The sequence below is a fragment of the Variovorax sp. J22R115 genome (assembly GCF_030317005.1).
GTDB lineage: Bacteria > Pseudomonadota > Gammaproteobacteria > Burkholderiales > Burkholderiaceae_C > Variovorax.
The window spans coordinates 91783-110109 of record NZ_JASZYM010000018.1 but is presented as its reverse complement, the minus strand read 5'-3'; the positions used below and the strand labels follow the sequence as shown (position 1 = coordinate 110109).

General features: G+C 65.6%; 22 protein-coding genes. 8 read left to right on the top strand and 14 right to left on the bottom strand.

Going from position 1 to position 18327, the window contains the following annotated elements; genetic code table 11:
- Window positions 1-31: 31 nt before the first annotated feature.
- A complete protein-coding gene (locus QTI04_RS27835; RefSeq protein WP_286600536.1) occupies window positions 32-418 on the bottom strand; it encodes a hypothetical protein in 387 nt (128 codons plus the stop codon).
- 75 nt (window positions 419-493) lie between these two features.
- Complete coding sequence (locus QTI04_RS27830; RefSeq protein ID WP_286618405.1) at window positions 494-1780, bottom strand: AsmA-like C-terminal region-containing protein; 1287 nt, start codon at window positions 1778-1780, stop codon at window positions 494-496.
- Between the two features lie 104 nt (window positions 1781-1884).
- Here QTI04_RS27830 and QTI04_RS27825 point away from each other — a divergent pair, with 104 nt between their 5' ends.
- The 5 genes from QTI04_RS27825 (at window position 1885) to minE (ending at window position 5780) form a co-directional block, all read left to right on the top strand.
- Window positions 1885-2313, top strand: a complete 429-nt coding sequence (locus QTI04_RS27825; RefSeq protein WP_286600534.1) for a PaaI family thioesterase — start codon at window positions 1885-1887, stop codon at window positions 2311-2313.
- 55 nt (window positions 2314-2368) lie between these two features.
- The gene (locus QTI04_RS27820) at window positions 2369-3733 is read left to right on the top strand and encodes a solute carrier family 23 protein (protein WP_286600533.1); all 1365 of its coding nucleotides are present in this window, start codon (window positions 2369-2371) and stop codon (window positions 3731-3733) included.
- 128 nt (window positions 3734-3861) lie between these two features.
- Window positions 3862-4632: a septum site-determining protein MinC gene (minC, locus tag QTI04_RS27815; protein ID WP_286600532.1), complete on the top strand. Its 771-nt coding sequence runs from the start codon at window positions 3862-3864 to the stop codon at window positions 4630-4632.
- 52 nt (window positions 4633-4684) lie between these two features.
- Window positions 4685-5500, top strand: coding sequence for a septum site-determining protein MinD (minD, locus tag QTI04_RS27810; RefSeq protein WP_286600531.1), 816 nt, complete (start codon window positions 4685-4687; stop codon window positions 5498-5500).
- A gap of 4 nt (window positions 5501-5504) precedes the next feature.
- Window positions 5505-5780, top strand: a complete 276-nt coding sequence (gene minE, locus QTI04_RS27805; protein WP_286600530.1) for a cell division topological specificity factor MinE — start codon at window positions 5505-5507, stop codon at window positions 5778-5780.
- 18 nt (window positions 5781-5798) lie between these two features.
- Here minE and QTI04_RS27800 read toward each other — a convergent pair whose 3' ends face one another.
- On the bottom strand, window positions 5799-6704 hold the full coding sequence (locus tag QTI04_RS27800) for an alpha/beta fold hydrolase (protein ID WP_286618403.1): 906 nt from the start codon (window positions 6702-6704) through the stop codon (window positions 5799-5801).
- A gap of 86 nt (window positions 6705-6790) precedes the next feature.
- The gene (locus QTI04_RS27795) at window positions 6791-7393 is read right to left on the bottom strand and encodes a TetR/AcrR family transcriptional regulator (RefSeq protein ID WP_286600800.1); all 603 of its coding nucleotides are present in this window, start codon (window positions 7391-7393) and stop codon (window positions 6791-6793) included.
- A 115-nt stretch (window positions 7394-7508) separates the two neighbouring features.
- Here QTI04_RS27795 and phaP point away from each other — a divergent pair, with 115 nt between their 5' ends.
- Window positions 7509-7991, top strand: coding sequence for a TIGR01841 family phasin (phaP, locus tag QTI04_RS27790; protein ID WP_286600528.1), 483 nt, complete (start codon window positions 7509-7511; stop codon window positions 7989-7991).
- A 119-nt stretch (window positions 7992-8110) separates the two neighbouring features.
- The gene (locus QTI04_RS27785) at window positions 8111-8359 is read left to right on the top strand and encodes a hypothetical protein (RefSeq protein WP_286600526.1); all 249 of its coding nucleotides are present in this window, start codon (window positions 8111-8113) and stop codon (window positions 8357-8359) included.
- A 14-nt stretch (window positions 8360-8373) separates the two neighbouring features.
- On the opposite strand, the gene QTI04_RS27780 is transcribed toward QTI04_RS27785, so the two are convergent.
- From QTI04_RS27780 to QTI04_RS27770, 3 genes are all read right to left on the bottom strand, one after another.
- Window positions 8374-8811: an RcnB family protein gene (locus tag QTI04_RS27780; RefSeq protein WP_286618402.1), complete on the bottom strand. Its 438-nt coding sequence runs from the start codon at window positions 8809-8811 to the stop codon at window positions 8374-8376.
- Window positions 8812-8935: 124 nt separating this feature from the next.
- Window positions 8936-9259: a hypothetical protein gene (locus QTI04_RS27775; RefSeq protein ID WP_286600523.1), complete on the bottom strand. Its 324-nt coding sequence runs from the start codon at window positions 9257-9259 to the stop codon at window positions 8936-8938.
- Between the two features lie 20 nt (window positions 9260-9279).
- Window positions 9280-9864, bottom strand: coding sequence for a cob(I)yrinic acid a,c-diamide adenosyltransferase (locus tag QTI04_RS27770; RefSeq protein ID WP_286618400.1), 585 nt, complete (start codon window positions 9862-9864; stop codon window positions 9280-9282).
- A gap of 57 nt (window positions 9865-9921) precedes the next feature.
- Here QTI04_RS27770 and QTI04_RS27765 point away from each other — a divergent pair, with 57 nt between their 5' ends.
- On the top strand, window positions 9922-11346 hold the full coding sequence (locus QTI04_RS27765; RefSeq protein WP_286600521.1) for an FAD-binding oxidoreductase: 1425 nt from the start codon (window positions 9922-9924) through the stop codon (window positions 11344-11346).
- Window positions 11347-11418: 72 nt separating this feature from the next.
- Here the strand turns inward: QTI04_RS27765 and QTI04_RS27760 are convergent, their stop codons facing one another.
- The 7 genes from QTI04_RS27760 to mnmG form a co-directional block, all read right to left on the bottom strand.
- Entirely contained in the window at window positions 11419-12303 is an 885-nt protein-coding gene (locus QTI04_RS27760) for a CsgG/HfaB family protein (protein WP_286600519.1), read from the bottom strand.
- 107 nt (window positions 12304-12410) lie between these two features.
- Window positions 12411-13352, bottom strand: coding sequence for a ParB/RepB/Spo0J family partition protein (locus QTI04_RS27755; RefSeq protein ID WP_286618398.1), 942 nt, complete (start codon window positions 13350-13352; stop codon window positions 12411-12413).
- Between the two features lie 5 nt (window positions 13353-13357).
- Window positions 13358-13900, bottom strand: coding sequence for an alpha/beta hydrolase (locus tag QTI04_RS27750; protein WP_286618397.1), 543 nt, complete (start codon window positions 13898-13900; stop codon window positions 13358-13360).
- 38 nt (window positions 13901-13938) lie between these two features.
- A complete protein-coding gene (locus QTI04_RS27745; RefSeq protein ID WP_286618396.1) occupies window positions 13939-14805 on the bottom strand; it encodes a ParA family protein in 867 nt (288 codons plus the stop codon).
- 59 nt (window positions 14806-14864) lie between these two features.
- Entirely contained in the window at window positions 14865-15479 is a 615-nt protein-coding gene (locus QTI04_RS27740) for a LysE family transporter (protein ID WP_286618395.1), read from the bottom strand.
- 59 nt (window positions 15480-15538) lie between these two features.
- Entirely contained in the window at window positions 15539-16177 is a 639-nt protein-coding gene (gene rsmG / locus QTI04_RS27735) for a 16S rRNA (guanine(527)-N(7))-methyltransferase RsmG (RefSeq protein ID WP_286618393.1), read from the bottom strand.
- Window positions 16174-18120 (bottom strand): tRNA uridine-5-carboxymethylaminomethyl(34) synthesis enzyme MnmG, encoded by a 1947-nt coding sequence (gene mnmG / locus QTI04_RS27730; protein WP_286618391.1) that lies wholly within the window; start codon window positions 18118-18120, stop codon window positions 16174-16176. Before mnmG ends, rsmG begins: the two co-directional genes overlap by 4 nt.
- Between the last annotated feature and the right edge of the window lie 207 nt (window positions 18121-18327).

The following is an 18327-nucleotide window of genomic DNA, read 5'->3' as shown; positions in this document are numbered from 1 at the left end:
GCAACTGCAGGAGATCAGGGCTTGATGCAGATCAAGGGGCCCGCGATCCATCCTTCTGCTGCGCCGCGAACCGCTTCTCCGCAGCGACCAGATGCGTCGTCAGAACGTGGGAGATCACATTGATGCCCAGCCCCGCAAACAACGCAGGCAGCAGGTAGAGCGCGACCCGCACCTCCGACACGAAGAGCGCGTCATCCGCCAGTGACGGCGTGGCGGCCGCGACGTTGGCCAGCCGCTGAAGGAAGAACACGTCAACACCCGCTATCGCCACCAGCGTGAAGCCAAGGACCAGCACGGTCTTCCGCGAGATGGCCCGCTTGGCGATCAGCACGCCATAGATGCCGAAGGGCAGCACGACGGAAATCACCACCATCAACCAGAAGCTCGTTTCCGTAAAGACCGAATAGCTGACGTGCATGGCGGGTCACCTCTGGATGGCTGGATCGTCGAAACCCGGGATTGTCTTCGAGGCCAGCAGGGGCGGATGCTGCACTCAGCGAGGCTTCTTCTTCGCTTCCTCGTTGCCGAGCAGCTTGTCCAGCTCCTGCCCGATGCGCGCGCCGATCGCGGTGCCGACGCCTGGCAGCACGGCCGTGCCGACGGCCGCGCCCGTGAGAGCGGCCCCGGTCAGCGACACCTGGGGCGCATCGAGCGTGCCACCGAGCTTGAGCGGCACGCCGACCACGCCGTCGACGATGTCGACCGCCGCTTCGCCGTCGAGGCGCCGGTTGATGACGGTGGCGCTGCCGCTCGCGATCAGCGCGCCGGAACGCGCCTTCATGCCGCTGTAGCGCAGGATCACGCCCTCCTCGGTGGCTTGCGTGTCGAGCGTGCCGGCGAGGGTATCGAGCCTTGTCTGTCCACCACGGCCGCTGCCGGTGCTGACCATCTTGGCGAGATCGAAGCCCGTCAGGTTCGCCGGCGCGATGTTGAAGCGGGTGCGCGTGTGCAATGTGCGGATCATTTCCGTCACGTTCTCACCCTCCGTATCGACCGCGGTTTGCCCCTGCAGCTTGCCCTCGACCGCGCTGTGCCGGCCGAAGCTGCGCACCAGCGCGCCGACGTCGACGTCCTTCGGCTCCAACTGCGCCGTCAGTCGCAGGCGGCCCTTGTCCAGTTCCTGCAGTGCGGCATTGCCGTTCCACGTGCCGCCGCCGACGTCGATGAGCGTGCGCCAACGGTCCTGTTCGCCCTCGCGCTCGACGCGCAGGTTCGCGGGCGGCGTCACGCCCGACCGGCTGAGTTGCGCCTCGCGTGGCCGCCAGTGCGGATCGAAGAGGATGTCCGCGTCGTAGGCCAAGGCGATGTCGCGGCGGTCGATCCACACCACATCGCGCAAGCGCACGCGTTCGACTGGAATCGCGGCGAGCGTCCATGCACCCGCGACGACGATGGCGGCATCGTCCGCCTGCCAGCGCCCGCGGAACGCACGCACGGAGGTGCGCGGGAGCACGGCGCCGTCGATCTCGATAGCGTCGATGGCGATCTTGCGGGTCCACAGCGCGGAGAGATGCGGCCTCACCACGATGCGACGCACGGTGATCGGCCGCGGCTGCGCGGTGGAAAGATCCTCCAGCACCACGACAGGCGAAGGCATCAGTGCCCAGTGCGCCGCGCCCACGCGCAGCGCGATGCCGGAAGCGCTCTCGAAGCGCGCGCCGAGGTCCGCCGCCAATTCTTCGTCGCTCGGCAGGTTCGAGTGGATCAGCAACACCAGTCCGGCAAGCAGCAACGCTGCCGCGGCGAGCGAGCCGGCAAACCATCGTCGAGCGCGGGTCATTCCGCAAGCTTAGGCGCGTCGCGCCCTCGTTCTGTCAGCAATGAGCGCGTCGTTTTCGCTGGCAATCGCTATAGTTTTGGACCATCAGACCTGGAGACCTCCTCATGCGCATCTGGCAAAAAGAGATTTCGATCGACGAACTCACCCGCACCCACGTGGACACCACCGTGTCCAACCTCGGCATCGAATTTCTCGAAGTTGGCGATGACTTCATCCGCGCACGAGTGCCGGTGGACAAGCGCACCAGGCAGCCCTACGGCATCCTCCATGGCGGCGTCTCGGTGGTGCTGGCGGAAACGCTGGGATCTTGCGGCGCCCACTACTCGGCGCCCGAGGGCCATCGCGCGGTCGGGCTCGACATCAACGCGAACCATCTCAAGTCCGCGACCAAGGGCTGGGTGACCGGCACCGCGCGGCCCGTGCACCGGGGCCGCACCACGCAGGTGTGGCAGATCGACCTGACCAACGAAGAGGGTGAACTGACCTGCGTCTCGCGCATCACCATGGCCGTGCTGGCGCCGCGCGGCGGCTGAGCGGCCCCCGCCACCAACCCCTCCAACAAGACAAACAACCGAGGAGAAGAAGACCATGAGCGATTCCTACCTTCCCCGCTGGCGCAAGGTTGCCGCCACCGCGGGCACCATCGTCGCGCCCGATGAACGCCTCTCCTGGGGGCAGACCACGGCGATGGGCGTTCAGCACGTGATCGCGATGTTCGGCGCCACGGTGCTGGCGCCGATCCTGATGGGGTTCAACCCCAACATCGCGATCCTGATGAGCGGCATCGGCACGCTGCTCTTCTTCTTCATCACCGGCGGGCGGGTGCCGAGCTACCTGGGATCGAGCTTCGCCTTCATCGGCGTGGTGATTGCAGCCAGCGGCTACGCAGGCTCAGGGCCGAACGGCAACCTCGGCGTGGCGCTGGGCGGCATCATCGCTTGCGGCCTTCTCTACACGCTGATCGGCGTGCTGGTGCACTTCACGAACGAACGCCACATCAAGCGCGCGCCGGTGCGCGGGCTCGAAGGCATCGAGGTGGAGGAAGTGGAGCAGGACGTCGCGGTGCACTGGATCGAGCGACTGATGCCGCCGGTGGTCACCGGCGCGGTGGTCGCGGTGATCGGACTCAACCTGGCGAGCGTGCCGATCAAGAACATGGCGCCCACCGGCTTCGACACCTGGATCCAGGCACTGACCTTCCTGTGCGTGGGGCTGATCGCCGTCTACTCGCGCGGGATGATCCAGCGCCTGCTGATCCTCATGGGCCTGATCGTCGCGAGCATCATCTATGCGGTGCTGACCAACGGCCTCGGGCTAGGCAAGCCGATCGACCTCGGCCCGCTGGCTGCGGCGCCGTGGTTCGGGCTGCCGACGTTCGCCTCGCCGGTGTTCGACGTCAATGCCATCCTGCTGATCGCGCCCGTGGCGGTCATCCTGGTGGCGGAGAACCTCGGCCACCTGAAGGCGGTCGGCGCCATGACCGGGCGCGATCTCAACCCCTACCTGGGCCGCGCCTTCATCGGCGACGGCATCGCGACCATGGTGAGCGGCGGGTTCGGCGGCACCGGCGTGACGACCTACGCCGAGAACATCGGCGTCATGGCGGCCACCAAGATCTATTCCACGGCGATGTTCGTCGTCGCGGCGCTGATCGCGCTGGTGCTGGGGTTCAGCCCCAAGTTCGGCGCGCTGGTGCAGGCGATTCCACTGCCGGTGATGGGCGGCGTGAGCATCGTGGTGTTCGGCTTGATCGCCGTGGCGGGCGCCAAGATCTGGGTCGACAACCGCGTGGACTTCTCCCAGAACAAGAACCTGATCGTCGCGGCGATCACGCTGATCCTCGGCACGGGCGATTTCACGCTGAAGTTCGGCCAGTTCGCCCTTGGCGGCATCGGCACCGCGACCTTCGGCGCGATCCTGCTCTACGCGCTGCTCGGACGCACCCGCAACTGAGGTTGCGTCCGACGGAAAATGCAACCTCGTGCAAGAGCTGTTGTGCACCGTCATCCATATTCGGGCGTTTGAGTCCATCGGAGCCCAGTGCCAGTTAGACTCCAACGCTTTTCGAACCTACGTTTTCCATGGCCGATGCTTCCGCCGCGCGCACCAAGGCGGTATTCGAATTCAAGAGCGCAACGCTGCCGCTGATCGCGGTCATCCTCAAGACGGCTGATCTCGATGTGCTGGCGGAGGCGCTCGACGCCCAGTTGGCAGACTCGCCCGACTTCTTCGAACAGGAGCCGGTGGTGATCGATCTCTCGCAACTGCAGGACGAAGAGTCCTCGGACGCCGACGTCGAACTGGACTTCACCGCCCTGCGCGGACTGCTCGCGCGTCACCAGACGCAGCCTGTGGCCGTGCGCGGCGGCAGCGATGCCCAGAACATCGCGGCCCGAGCTGCCGGCCTCTCGGTCACCGCCATGCCGGTGGCCCCGACGCCCACGACCCGGGCGCCCGCGCCGCCGTCCGAGCCCGTGAGCGAAGCACCGCAGATCGTGCGCGAAGTGCAGGTGCCGGCCAACGGCACGCTGGTCATCGACCGCCCGCTGCGCTCCGGCCAGCAGGTCTATGCACGCGGCGGCGACGTGATCGTGACCGCCGTCGTGAGCTTCGGCGCGGAAGTCATCGCCGACGGCAACGTCCACGTCTACGCGCCGCTGCGTGGCAAGGCGATCGCCGGCGCGCGCGGCAATACCGAGGCGCGCATCTTCACGACCTGCATGGAAGCGCAACTCGTTGCCATCGCAGGCATCTACCGCACGGTCGAAGTCGCGCTGCCCGCCGACATCGCGGGCAAGCCGGCACAGATCTGGCTGGACGACAAGAAGATCGTGATGGAACCGATCTCCTGATCCGGCGCCACGAACAACTGAACAACTGAAACGAACGTAAGAAGGAATGGCAATGGCCAAAATTGTGGTGGTGACCTCGGGCAAAGGCGGCGTCGGCAAGACGACCACGAGCGCGAGCTTTGCATCGGGGCTCGCCCTCGCGGGCAAGAAGACGGCCGTGATCGATTTCGACGTCGGCCTGCGCAACCTGGACCTGATCATGGGCTGCGAGCGGCGCGTGGTGTACGACCTCATCAACGTGATCCAGGGCGAGGCCAACCTGAGCCAGGCGCTCATCAAGGACAAGCAGTGCGACAACCTGTTCGTGCTGGCCGCCTCGCAGACGCGCGACAAGGACGCGCTGACGCAGGAAGGCGTCGAGAAGATCCTCAAGGAACTCGCCGACCAGGGCTTCGACTTCATCGTGTGCGACTCCCCGGCCGGCATCGAGACCGGCGCGCTGATGGCGATGCACTTCGCCGACGAGGCGCTGATCGTGACCAATCCCGAGGTGTCGTCGGTGCGCGACTCGGACCGCATCCTGGGCATGCTCAGCTCCAAGACCAAGCGCGCCAAGGAAGGCGGCGATCCGATCAAGGAACACCTGCTGATCACGCGCTACAACCCCAACCGCGTCGCGGGCGGGCAGATGCTGTCGCTGGAAGACATCCAGGACATCCTGCGCATCAAGCTGATCGGCGTCATCCCCGAGTCCGAGAGCGTGCTGCAGGCCTCCAACCAGGGCGTGCCGGCCATCCACGACAAGGACACCGACGTGGCGCAGGCCTACAGCGACGTGGTGGCGCGCTTCCTCGGCGAAGAGAAGCCAATGCGCTTCGTCGACGCCGAGAAGCAGGGCTTCTTCAAACGACTTTTCGGAACGAGGTAGCCCCATGTCCCTCTTTTCCTTTCTGCTGGGTGAAAAGAAGAAAACGGCCAGTGTCGCCAAGGAGCGGCTGCAGATCATCCTCGCCCACGAACGCAGCAGCCTCGGCGGCAAGCGGCCGGACTACCTGCCGGAGCTGCAGCGTGAGCTGATCGCGGTCATTTCGAAGTACGTGTCGATCAAGGCCGAGGACATCAAGGTCCACCTCGAGAAGCAGGACGATCTCGAGGTGCTGGAAGTCAAGATCGAGTTGCCCGAAAACGCGGCGTTCGCGGCGCGCTGAGCGTCGCTTTGCGGGGGTTCAGGGCTGCGTGATGAACGCGGCCACCGCCTGGAGCACCGCCGCTTCCTTCAGGATGCGCCGGTGTCCCAGGCCCTGCGTGGCGACGAGCCGCGCACCGGGAATGGCGTCGCGGTATGCCACGCCGTCCTCGAACCGGTTGACCCGGTCCTCCCGGTCGTGCACCACCAGGGTCCGCTGCGCGATTCGCGGACCCACGGCGGCCGGCTCCAGCAGCGGCATCAGGATCGCCTCGCGCGCCTCGATCAGCCGCTGCATCGCCGCCCGCGTGCGCTCGCTGAGGCCGAACACCTGCGCGAAGTAGCGCGTGAATTCATGTGGCGAGGCTGGGGGCGCCATCAGCACCAGGCGCTCGACGGGCAAGCCCCGGCTGGCCGCGTAGGCCAGCGCATTCGCGCCCAATGAGTGCGCCACCACGGCCTTGATCGTTTCGCCCTTCTGGATCAGCCGCGCGGCGACGTAGTCGATCGCACGCGCAAACTGCGGCAGGTTGCTCACCGACCCGGCACTGCGGCCGTGCGCGGGCATCTCGACCAGTACTGGCGTGAAACCCGAGGCCGCAACCGCCTTCGCGAGCGGCAACAACTGCCCGGCGTGACCGCCCCAGCCGTGCACGAGGAGCACCTGCGGCGCATCCATGGGAACGACGACGGGCGTGTAGACGCCGATGCTGGCGTGCTCGTACGACCAGTCTTCACGGCGCCAATGGTTGTCGGGACCCTGGCTGCGGTTCAGCCATTTCGGCGGCAGGGGCGTGCCGAACACCCGGTAGGCCGCACGCACCCCGAGGGTGGGCCAGATGCGTTCCGAAGCGGCGAGCCCCAACCGCAGAGTGCGGATCAAGGGGCTCGCACCGTAGTAGTTGGATGCGGCGGCGGACGGCGCGGAGGACGTGGCGGTGGTCATGGGGGTTCCTTCGGAAATGAATTTATCGCACGCTCGTGCGAAAGTCGGACGAAAAGAAGGCTGAAGTTGAAGCAGGCATGGCAGCCTCAGGCCCGGTAGCTGGCGAGGAGCCGCTGCCAGGTCAGCATGGCCCGGTCGGCAGCCCGCGGATCGCGCAGGAATCGCGCGTCGTGCAGCAACCCGATCACCAACCCATTGATTTCGCTGACCAGTTGCGCCGGGTCGGTGTCGGCCTTCAGCTCGCCGGTCTCGGTGGCCTGCGTCACGGTACGCCGCAGCGCCGCGCGCCAGCGCGTCACCTCGGCCAGGAGATGGTCGCGCAGCTCACCCTCGCGGTCGTCGAGTTCGAAGGCGCCGGCGGTGTAGATGCAGCCGGATTCGATCTCGATGTCGCGCATGCGGGCGAGCCAGCGCTCGACGATGTCGTTCAGGCGCGCCACGCCTTTGGGCTTCTGCATGGCAGGGACGAATACATCCGCCAGAAAGCGGCGGCCGTATTCCTCGATGACCGCCTTCTGCAGGGCTTCGCGCGAGCCGACCCGGGAGAAGACGCCGCTCTTGGACAGGCCCAGGCGACTGGCAACCGCCTGGAGCGTGATCGCCTCCAGCCCTTCGGCCGAGGCAACGTCCATCGCCGCGCCGACGATCGCGGCACGGGTCAGTTCGCTCTTCTGGGTCTTGGCGTCCATGTGGCGGAATTTAGCACATGCGTGCGAAATATCAAGTTCTAGCGCGAAGGACTTCCATCCAGGCACCGTGTGGGCGTATCGTGGCAGCCCCAACATCAACCCGGAGACCCGCACCATGGCAACCAGCAAATCGAGCACCACCGGCGCAAAGAAGACCGGCCCCGCGGGCATCCCGACGGTGGAAGAAGTCCAGGAAGCCTTCGTGAAGCCGTTGAAGGGCATGGCCGAGCGGCTGCAGAGCCTCCCGCTGGCGGGCTCCATCGTCGAGAGCGGACGCAAGGACCTGCAGGCACTGGTGCAGGCGAACGAGAAGTCCTATCAGGGACTGCAGGCCGTGGTGCAGCGCCAGACCGAGATGCTCAAGACCTCGATCGAGGAGTGGCAAGGCACGGTCAAGGGCATGGCGGGCACGGACCCGCGCGAGAACCTCGCCAAGCTCGACGCCATGGGCAAGGCGGCGTTCAAGCAGGCGCTCGACGACATTCGCGAGTTGTCGGAAATGGCGGCGAAGTCGCAGTCCGAGGCCTTCGACGTGGTGCGCCGCCGCATTCAGGACAACGTGGACGAGGTCAGCAAGCTGTTGAAGCCGCGCAAGTAGCCGTCCATTCGGGCAAGCCTCAGTGTTTGCCCTGCGCGATAACGAGAAAAAGGTCCGTGACGGATTTTGCAGGAAGCGTACATTGGTGCGATTTCCTAAGCGATCAGATCGAATCAGTCATGGCATCGAATTCTCAGACGCGCGTTTCTTCCAAGGCGGACGCCGAAGCCGCGGCCCGTGAACGACTGCGGCAGGCCCTGCCGGCCACGGTCGGACACCTGCAGCAACACCAGGCCGACCGGATCGACGGCGACGACATCGATGCCTACGTAAGACTGAACTGGCTCGAATGGCACGGCGGCGGGCTGCGCCTGACGATCACCGGGCGCAACGTGTGCGCCCAGATGGCGCCCTCCACCGCCACCTGACGCCCTCCTCGGGCCTACTGGCCGACGATGATCTGTGCGATCAGGCCCGTGGCGACCGCCGCCAGCACGAAGTCGCCGCCCACTCCGACCCACTGGTAGCCGCGCGGCGGCTGGTAGAGGCGGTGCTGGCCGCGCCAATCGTTGACGACGTAGCCGCGACCGCGGTATTCGCTGGGCACGCGCCCGCCCCTGCGCCATTCGACGTGCGGGTTGGGGTAGGCCGGGCGGCTGTACTGCGGCCCGGAACGGAAATCCTGGTGGCGCTGCTGGTAGTGGCCGTTGTTCGGACCACCCTGGCGGGGATACTGCTGCTCGTGGCGGTCATGGCGGTCATGGCGGTCGTTGTTGCGATCGGGTCCGCGATCGAAACGCGAGTCTTGCGCGAAGGCACTTCCCGCCATGCACATTGCGAGCGCCGCGGCAGCAACTGCCATGCTCTTTGACTTGTTCATTCTGGAACTCCTTCTGCATTGATGAGGAGTCCAGTGTGGAAGGCGCATGTATCGCGCTCACCCGGTGCATGTACGCGCGAGGTGAAGCAAGGTAAAGCCGGGGCGAGGCCCGGCCTGTGTCACGTCAAGGAGCGTTGCCTTGCGGGCCGACGGCTGGCGCAGACGGCCTGGCGCCCGCATGAGGCGAGAGCTTGCGGCCCAGCGATTCACCCCAGCGCCGGACGGGGGCGCTCGCGCGCTCGGCCGTCGTATCCACCCCCCGTCTCGTCGCACTGCCGGCGCGTTCGATGCCGCGGCCGGTGGCATCCGCGCCTCGCTCGATGCCGCCCAGCACCTTGCTGTCGTGCGTGTTGTGGGTGGCTGCGTGGGCGGGAAGCGCCAGTGCGCCCAGCATGATCCATGCGGCTGCGGGGGCCAGGAAGGCGCGGGTTCTTTCAGTTCGGGTCATCTGCCGGATTCTCCTTTGTCTCAGGTTTCGGAAGCCTGCTCGTCCGCAGCGGCTCGCGCCATGCGTTCGCTCTTCCAGTAGACGTCATCGCCGCCGTCGACGCGGTTGAGCACGCGCGCCAGCACGAAGAGCAGATCGCTCAGGCGATTGAGGTAGCGACGCGGCGTGTCGTTGATTTCTGTGTCGGCACCCAGCGCCACGACGGCGCGCTCCGCCCGCCGGGCCACGGTGCGGCATACGTGCGCGAGCGACGCCGCGCGCGTGCCCGCGGGAAGAATGAATTCGGCCAGCCGCGGCAATGCCGCGTTGTGTTCGGCGAGCGCATTGTCAAGTTGCAGCAGCGCGTCGGGCTTGAACAGGGTGAAGCCAGGCATCGACAGCTCACCGCCCAGGTTGAACAGCTGGTGCTGCACATCGACCAGCAGTTCGCGCAGCCTGTCCGGCATCGGCTCGCACAGCAGGACGCCGATGTTCGAGTTGAGTTCGTCGACGTCGCCCATCGCGTGCACGCGCAGGTGGTCCTTGGGCACGCGCGTGTTGTCGCCGAGGCCGGTGGTGCCGTCGTCGCCGGTGCGCGTCGCGATCTGTGTGAGTCGGTTGCCCATGTGTGGCTTTTGAGAGTGCGGTTCGTAGAATGTTAGACCCTTCAGGAGATCGCCTCGATGAACGCCCCCACCGCCCTTTCCCATCTCACGCCCGAGATCGCGCTGCGCGAGGTGCCCGACGCCCTGATCGACGCCCTGAAGGCCCGCTTCGGCGATCGCTGTTCGACCGCACTGGCAGTGCGCACGCAGCACGGCCGCGACGAATCGTCCTTCGACGCACCACCACCTTCCGCCGTGGTCTTCGCCGAGAGCACGCAGGAGGTCGCCGATGCGGTCAAGCTGGCGAGCGACTACAGCGTGCCGGTCATCCCCTTCGGCGTCGGCTCGTCGCTCGAAGGTCACCTGCTCGCCGTGCAAGGCGGCATCAGCATCGACGTGAGCCGCATGAACCGCGTGCTGTCCGTCAATGCCGACGACCTCACGGTGACCGTGCAGCCCGGCGTCACGCGCAAGCAGCTCAATGACGAGATCAAGAGCACCGGCCTCTTCTTCCCGATCGACCCCGGTGCCGACGCCTCGATCGGCGGCATGGCGGCCACGCGCGCGAGCGGCACGAACGCCGTGCGCTACGGCACGATGCGCGAGAACGTGTTGGCCCTCGAAGTGGTCACCGCCAGCGGCGAAGTGATCCGCACCGGCACGCGCGCCAAGAAGTCATCGGCGGGCTACGACCTCACGCGGCTGCTGGTCGGCAGCGAAGGCACGCTGGGCGTGATCACCGAAGTCACCCTGCGCATCTACCCGCTGCCCGAGGCCGTCTCGGCAGCGATCTGCTCCTTCCCGAGCATCGAGGCCGCCGTGCGCACAACCATCGAGGTCATCCAGCTCGGCGTGCCGATCGCGCGCGTGGAACTGATCGACGTGAACACCGTGCGCATGGTCAATGCCTATTCCAAGCTCGGCCTTCGCGAAGAGCCGATGCTGCTGATGGAATTCCACGGCTCGCCGGCCGGCGTGAAGGAACAGGCCGAGACGGTGCAGGAACTGGCAAGCGGCCATGGTGGCAAGGCCTTCGAATGGGCCAGCACGCCGGAGGAACGCACCCGCCTCTGGACCGCACGGCACAACAGCTACTTCGCGGCCGTGCAATCGCGCCCCGGTTGCCGTGTGATTTCCACCGACACCTGCGTGCCGATCTCGCGCCTGGCAGACTGCCTGCTCGAATCCGTGGCCGAAGCCGACGCCAGCGGCATCCCCTATTTCCTGGTCGGCCACGTGGGCGACGGCAATTTCCACTTCGGCTATCTACTCGACCCCAACGCACCCGAAGAGCGCGTAACAGCCGAGAAACTCAATCACGCCCTGGTGTCGCGTGCACTGGCCCTGGAAGGCACCTGCACCGGCGAGCACGGCGTCGGGCTGCACAAGATGGGCTTCCTGGTAAACGAGGCCGGCACGGGTGCGGTCGACATGATGCGGACGATCAAGCGCGCGCTCGATCCGAAGAACATCATGAATCCCGGAAAGATCTTCAGTCTCTGAGTTCCCGGCTACGGCCATGAAAAAGCCCGGGGCTCGAAAGAGCCGCCGGGCTTTTGCACCCTGAGCGCTGCCTTATTTTTTCGTGCGATTCGTCGCCGGCGCCGAAGTTTGCGAGGGGGCCGCCCCGCCGTCGACGCCCAGGCGGCCGCCGCCGCCGAGACCCTGGCCCTGTACCGTCTGCGCCTTGTAGTTGCGCAGCGAGACGACCATCTGGTTGAACGCGTCCATGAAGGCGGCGCTGATGACCTTGCCTTGCGCCGTGTTGGTGTAGCCGCCGAGCCCCGCCGCAGCGCTGCCGCCGAACACCGAGCCGAAGGCGCCGAAATCGGTCTTGGCGGCGCTTCCTTCCGAGGCGGAGACCTGGACACCCGAGCGGTTGTCGACCAGCGTGAGCATCGCGCTGGCCTCCTTGGTTTGCATGCTGCCGCCGACGGCCGAAAGCACGCCGCTGTATCGGCCGCCCACCAGTCCGCCGAGCGCACCGCCCACCCCGCCGGCGTTTTGGTTGCTGAAGACGATTTCCGGCGACAGCGCGTAGTCGGAGGCCACCATCTGGCCGGCGCCGAAGTTGCTGCCCTGACGCATCTCTCCGGACTGCATGAGCTGGCGTTCGCGGGACATGGCATTCATGCCGGCGGCGCTGCGCTCGACCACCACGAAGCAGTTCGATTGCTGCACCAGCAGGCGCAGGAGGTTGGCCGTCGGCGGCAGCTTGTATTCGTTGCGGATGATCGTGTACCAGCCCGCCGACTGGTTCTCCACCAGCGACACCGTGCCGAGCGGCGATGCGCATTTCTCCAGCGCCGCGTTGGTGTTGGCCGACGCGCTGCCCGCCGCGCTCCCGGTCGCAACGGTCTTCGCGCTCTGGCTGCCCATCTGCATGTCAGTGGTTTCGCAACCGGTCAGACACAGCGCGCCCAAGGCAAGGGCCGCGAGCGGAAGTCTCGTGTTGTCCATGGCCGGATTCCTCTTAATACTTTCTGGTTAAAAACGAAACCAGAGAATAGGCCGAAGTAACCGGATGAATCAATCACCCGGACAGCCAGGAATCCGTTGCCGCCGAGCTATGCCGTTTGGCGGATGCGGTCGATCAGCCCGTTGAGGGCATCGAGCGATCCGAAGTGAATGGCCAACTCGCCGCTCTCCTCGATACGACCCCCGCGCTTGCTGCGCTTCTTGATGCGAACCTCGACCTCGGCCGCCAGAAGGTCGGCCAGTTCTTCCTCGACCCGAAGGAGGTCACGGGATTTCTCACCGGCGCTGCGGCGGGGTGAAGGCGTGAGGCTGAATTCGGCCGCCAGCTTCTTGACCAGCGCCTCCGCTTCCCGCACTGACATCTTCTTGGCGGCGATCTGGTTCGCGGCGGTGATCTGGGTGCCCTTGTCGAGCGACAGCAAGGCACGGGCGTGGCCCATGTCGATGTCGCCGGCCATGAGCATGGCCTGCGCCGGCTCAGCCAGATTCAGCAACCGCAGCAGGTTGCTCGCAGCACTGCGGGAGCGGCCCACGGCCTGAGCCGCCGATTCGTGAGTGAGCCCAAACTCTGCCACTAAACGCTGCAAGCCCTGGGCTTCTTCCAGCGGGTTGAGGTCTTCGCGCTGGATATTCTCGATCAGCGACATGGCCGCCGCGGCCTCGTTCGGCACGTCGCGCACCAGTACGGGCACGCTCTCGAGGCCCGCCAGGCTGGCGGCGCGGAAGCGGCGCTCACCCGCGATGATTTCGAACTCGACGTTCTTGGCGCGCGCCGTATCCGGGTCCAGGCGGCGGACCAGGATGGGCTGCATGATGCCCTGCGCCTTGATGCTCTCGGCCAGTTCGTACAGGGCGCCCTCGTCCATGCGGGTCCGGGGCTGGTAGACGCCGGGGACCATCTGGTCAAGGTTCAGGGTCGTCGGGTTGGGCGGTGCGACGTCATCGGCGGTCGCGATGTCCGGCCCGTTGAAGGTGGGCCCGAGCAGGGCTTCGAGTCCGCGGCCGAGGCCCTTGGGTTTTTTGGTGGCCATGGAGATCAGTCTTCTTTCAGTAGGTCGTTCAGCAGCGCTCGGCCTTCGGGCCAGTCGCCCAGGCCGGATTCGCTGTTGATGTGGCCGCGGGCGCCGGCGTCTCTATAGAGAGAGCCCCAGTCGCGCGCCATGTCCCGGGAGCGTGCTGCGTCGCAATAGGGGTCGTCATAGGCAGCGATCATCAAGGAGGGAAACGGCAGCGGCTGGCGGACGATGGGCGCCCAGCCGGGGATCATCTGGCAGAGGTCGTCGCGCTCCACGTCGCCGGGCGCCACCAACAGTGCGGCGCGCACCTTGCCGGCATGGCGCGAGTGCGCTGCCCAGGCGGCAACGAGGATGCAGCCGAGGCTGTGCGCCACCAACGCAATCGGGCCCGGCGCCGCGATCACTTCTTCTTCGAGTCGGGCGGACCAGTCGCCGCGAAGCGGACGCATCCAGTCGTGCTGCTCGACGCGGTGGTCGCCGTAGATCGCCTCCCAGCGGCTTTGCCAATGGGCAGGGTCGCTGTTCTGCCAACCGGGCAGCAGCAGGATGTTCGTGACGGTCATCTTGGCGGAAGTGGGAGGGGATGCGGTCGATCCCGGCCTCAGGGGTTTTCGGGCACTTGGTCAGTCACCGTGGCCGGGTCCATCGGCACCGGTGCGACCGGTGCAACTGGCACCGGCGCCTCCGCCGCCAGCGCGCTCGCGGGAGGCATCTTCTCAACCAATTCCTGCGCGAAGGCCACGAAGGCCTGGCTGCCCTTGGCGGCCGGATCGAAGACCACGCCCGGAAGCCCGTAGCTCGGCGCCTCGGCCAGCCGCACATTACGAGGGATCACGGTATCGAAGACCTTGTCGCCGAAGTGCGCCTTCAGTTGCTCGCTGACCTGCTGCTGCAGCGTGATGCGCGGATCGAACATCACGCGCAGCAGGCCGATGATCTGCAGGTTCTTGTTGAGGTTGGCATGCACCTGCTTGATGGTGTTGACCAAGTCGGTCAACCCTTCCAGCGCGAAGTACTCGCATTGCATCGGCACGATCACGCCGTGCGCGGCGCACAGCCCGTTCAGCGTGAGCAGGCTCAGGCTCGGCGGGCAGTCGATCAGAATGAAGTCGTACTCGGCACCGACGGCGGCCAGCGCCGTCCGCAAGCGTTTCTCCCGCCGGTCGAGGGCGACCATTTCGACCTCGGCGCCGGCCAGTTCGCGATTGGCACCCAGCACGTCGTAGCCGCACTTTTCGGAAGCCACCCGCGTTTCGGCCACGGAGGCCGATTCGAGGAGCACGTCATACACGGTCATTTCGAGCTGGCGCTTGTCTATGCCCGAACCCATGGTGGCGTTGCCCTGCGGATCGAGGTCGATCATCAGCACTCGCTGTCCCACCTTGGCCAGTCCAGCCGCGAGATTGACGGTCGTCGTGGTCTTGCCGACGCCGCCCTTCTGGTTCGCAATGCAGAAGATCTTTGCCATGGGTCAGGCGCCTTGCCGGTGGACAAACAGCGGAATACGGGCTTGGAGAGCTGTCATGCTTACCTGGAGATCGCCAGCCTGACGCCGAAGGCGATCAGGAAAACACCGGCCAGCTTGTTGAGAACGCCCGCGATGCGGGGGTTGGCGCGCATGCGTTCGGCCAGAAAATGCGTCAGCAGTGTCGCGGTCAAGCCGTACAGAAAGGTCAGAACGGCAATCGTCAAGGCCATGAAAGCGAAGGTCGTGAGGCCTTGGTGGCGAGCCGGATCGACGAACAGCGGGAAGAAGGCCATATAGAAAACGATGGCCTTCGGGTTCAGCAGCGTAATCGCCATGGCCTGACGGAAATACTGCCCGGCGTGGATATCGAGGATTGGCGCAGCGCCCGGCTTGGTGCGCAGCATCTTGAAGCCGAGCCACGCCAGATAGGCGGCACCGACCCACTGCACGGCGCTGAATGCGGCAGGGTAGGCGGTCAGCAGCGTGGCGACGCCGGCCACGGCGGCCCACATCAACACCTGATCGCCGGCAATCACTCCGATGGTGGCGGCCAGTCCGCCGCGGATGCCACCCTTGCTGGTGGAGGTGATGAGGGCCAGATTGCCCGGTCCGGGAATCGCGAGAAAAAGGACGATGGCCGCGACGAACGCGCCGTAATCAGCGATGCCGAACATGAAAATTGCCTCAGATGGGAAGCGTCGAGTCTAAGCGAGGTCGACGCGGCGGACGCGGCTCAGGCGGTGGGTTTTCGCATCCAGACGATGCAGCGCTCGGCATCGAGGCCTGGAACCGACAGTTGTTCCACGTGAAACACTGCCGCTTGGGCTGGAAGCTGGGCAATTTCGTCGTCGGGCGCCCTGCCCTTCATCGCCAGCCAGATGCCGCCGGACGCTAGCAGGTGGGCCGAGCCAGTGATGAAATCCGGCAACGATGCGAAAGCGCGGGAGCTGATGACGTCATAGCTGCCGGTCAAGGATTCGACCCGGGCATGCAAGCCGCGGAGATTGCGGAGGCCCAGTTCAGATGCGACCTGCTGGACGAACGCCGTCTTCTTGGCCACAGCATCCAGGCACGTTACGTCGATGTCGTCACGAAGGATCGCGATGACAACGCCCGGCAACCCGGCGCCTGCCCCGACGTCCAGCAGCTTGGCTTCCGTCGATCGTTCACGCTGAAGTGGCTTGATGACCGAAAGGCTGTCGAGCAAATGGTGGGTCAACACGGTCGCCGGGTCTCGCAACGCGGTCAGGTTGTAGACCTTGTTCCATTTCAATATGAGCGCGCCGTAGGCCAGGAGCCGTTCGCCCTGCCGATCCGTCAATTCGATGCCGAGTTGTTGTGCGCCATCGCGCAGCAGTTGTTCCTGGCTCATTCGGCGGCTTGGGGCTCGACCGCCGCGTCTTGAACGAAAGCACGATGACCGCCCTTGCGCAGGTGGATCATCAACAGCGAGATCGCGGCCGGCGTGACGCCCGAAATCCGTGAGGCAATGCCCAGCGTTTCCGGACGGTGCTTGGTCAGCTTTTGCCGAACCTCGAAGCTCAGTGCCTTGACCTGACCGTAGTCAAGGTCGGCCGGCAACTGGAGATTCTCGAAATGCGCCGCCCTCTCGACCTCGTCGTGCTGGCGGTTGATGTAGCCGGAATACTTGGCTGCAATCTCGATCTGCTCGATCTCCATTTCGCTCAGGGGTTCGCCCGAACTGTATTTGCCGCCATCCAATGACATCAGCGATTCGTAGCTTACGTTGGGCCGACGCAGCAAATCGCCCAGGTTGTATTCGTGGTCGATCGCCTTGCCTAGGACCCGCTCCGACTCGGCGGCCGGTAAATTCCGCGGGTTGACCCAGATCGACGCCAGGCGCTGTGTTTCACGTGAAACAGCATCGCGCTTCCGCGAGAAGGCGTCCCAACGAGCGTCATCCACCAGCCCCAGCTTGCGGCCGGCTTCGGTCAGGCGCATGTCCGCGTTGTCCTCGCGAAGTTGCAGGCGGAACTCGGCCCGACTGGTGAACATGCGGTAGGGCTCGGTCACGCCCTTGGTGATCAGGTCATCGACCAGAACACCCAAGTAGGCTTCGTCGCGCCGGGGCAGCCAGGCGGCCTCTCCCCTGCACTGCAGCGCAGCATTGATCCCTGCAAAGAGCCCTTGGGCGGCGGCTTCCTCATAGCCCGTCGTGCCGTTGATCTGCCCAGCGAAGAACAAGCCCTGGATGGCGCGCGTCTCGAAATTGCTCTTCAGTTCACGAGGATCGAAGTAGTCGTACTCGATCGCGTAACCCGGACGCAGGATGTGCGCGTTCTCCAAGCCGACCATCGAACGCACCAACTGGTACTGAATGTCGAAAGGCAGGCTGGTTGAGATGCCGTTCGGGTAGTACTCGTTGGTGGTCAGCCCTTCGGGCTCCAGAAAGATCTGATGGCTTTCCTTGTCGGCAAAGCGATTGATCTTGTCTTCCACGCTCGGGCAGTAGCGCGGCCCAATGCCGTCGATCTTGCCGGTGAACATGGGGCTGCGGTCGAAGCCCGAGCGGATGATCTCGTGCGTGCGCGCGTTGGTGTTGGTGATCCAGCAGGGCATCTGCTGCGGATGCATGTCCGCATGGCCCATGTAGCTGAACACGGGCATCGGTCCGGCACCGCCCGGCATGCCGTCGCCAGGCTGTTCGACGCATTTGGAGAAGTCGATGGTCCGACCGTCGAGGCGCGGCGGCGTTCCGGTCTTCAGCCGTCCTTGCGGCAGCTTCAACTCCTTCAGCCGCGCCGAGAGGCTGACCGCCGGCGGATCGCCCGCGCGCCCCGCCTGGTAGTTGTCGAGGCCGACGTGGATGCGACCGTCCAGGAAAGTCCCGGCCGTCAGCACCACCGCGCGCGCGCGGAATGCAATGCCGACTTGCGTGACGGCGCCGACCACCTTGTCGCCCTCGATCATCAGATCGTCCACGGCTTGCTGGAACAAGGACAGGTTCGGCTGGTTCTCCAGCCGCCGGCGGATCGCCGCCTTGTAGAGCACACGGTCGGCTTGCGCACGCGTCGCACGCACGGCGGGCCCCTTGCTCGAATTGAGGATGCGGAACTGAATGCCGCCCTCATCCGTCGCAATGGCCATCGCGCCACCCAGCGCGTCGACCTCTTTCACCAGATGCCCCTTGCCAATGCCACCGATCGACGGATTGCAACTCATCTGCCCCAGGGTTTCGATGTTGTGGGTGAGCAGCAAGGTGCGAGCGCCCATTCGCGCGGAGGCCAGCGCGGCTTCGGTGCCGGCATGACCGCCGCCGACGACGATCACATCGAATTCTTCGGGGTACAGCATGGGAGGTGGGCGCACTGTCGCGTGCGCTGCGGAAAGGGGCGCCAATTTTAATCGCCGCAGCGGCTTCGTGCGACTTCTGGGGACATGCGGCCCGGGCGCGTGGGGCGTCTTGAGTCAGGCATCCCACTTGGATTTGTTGCTATCAATTTGATAGCATTTTCTCCTCGCCGCGTTAGCGTGAGACGCGCGACGCATGAAACCGCCACA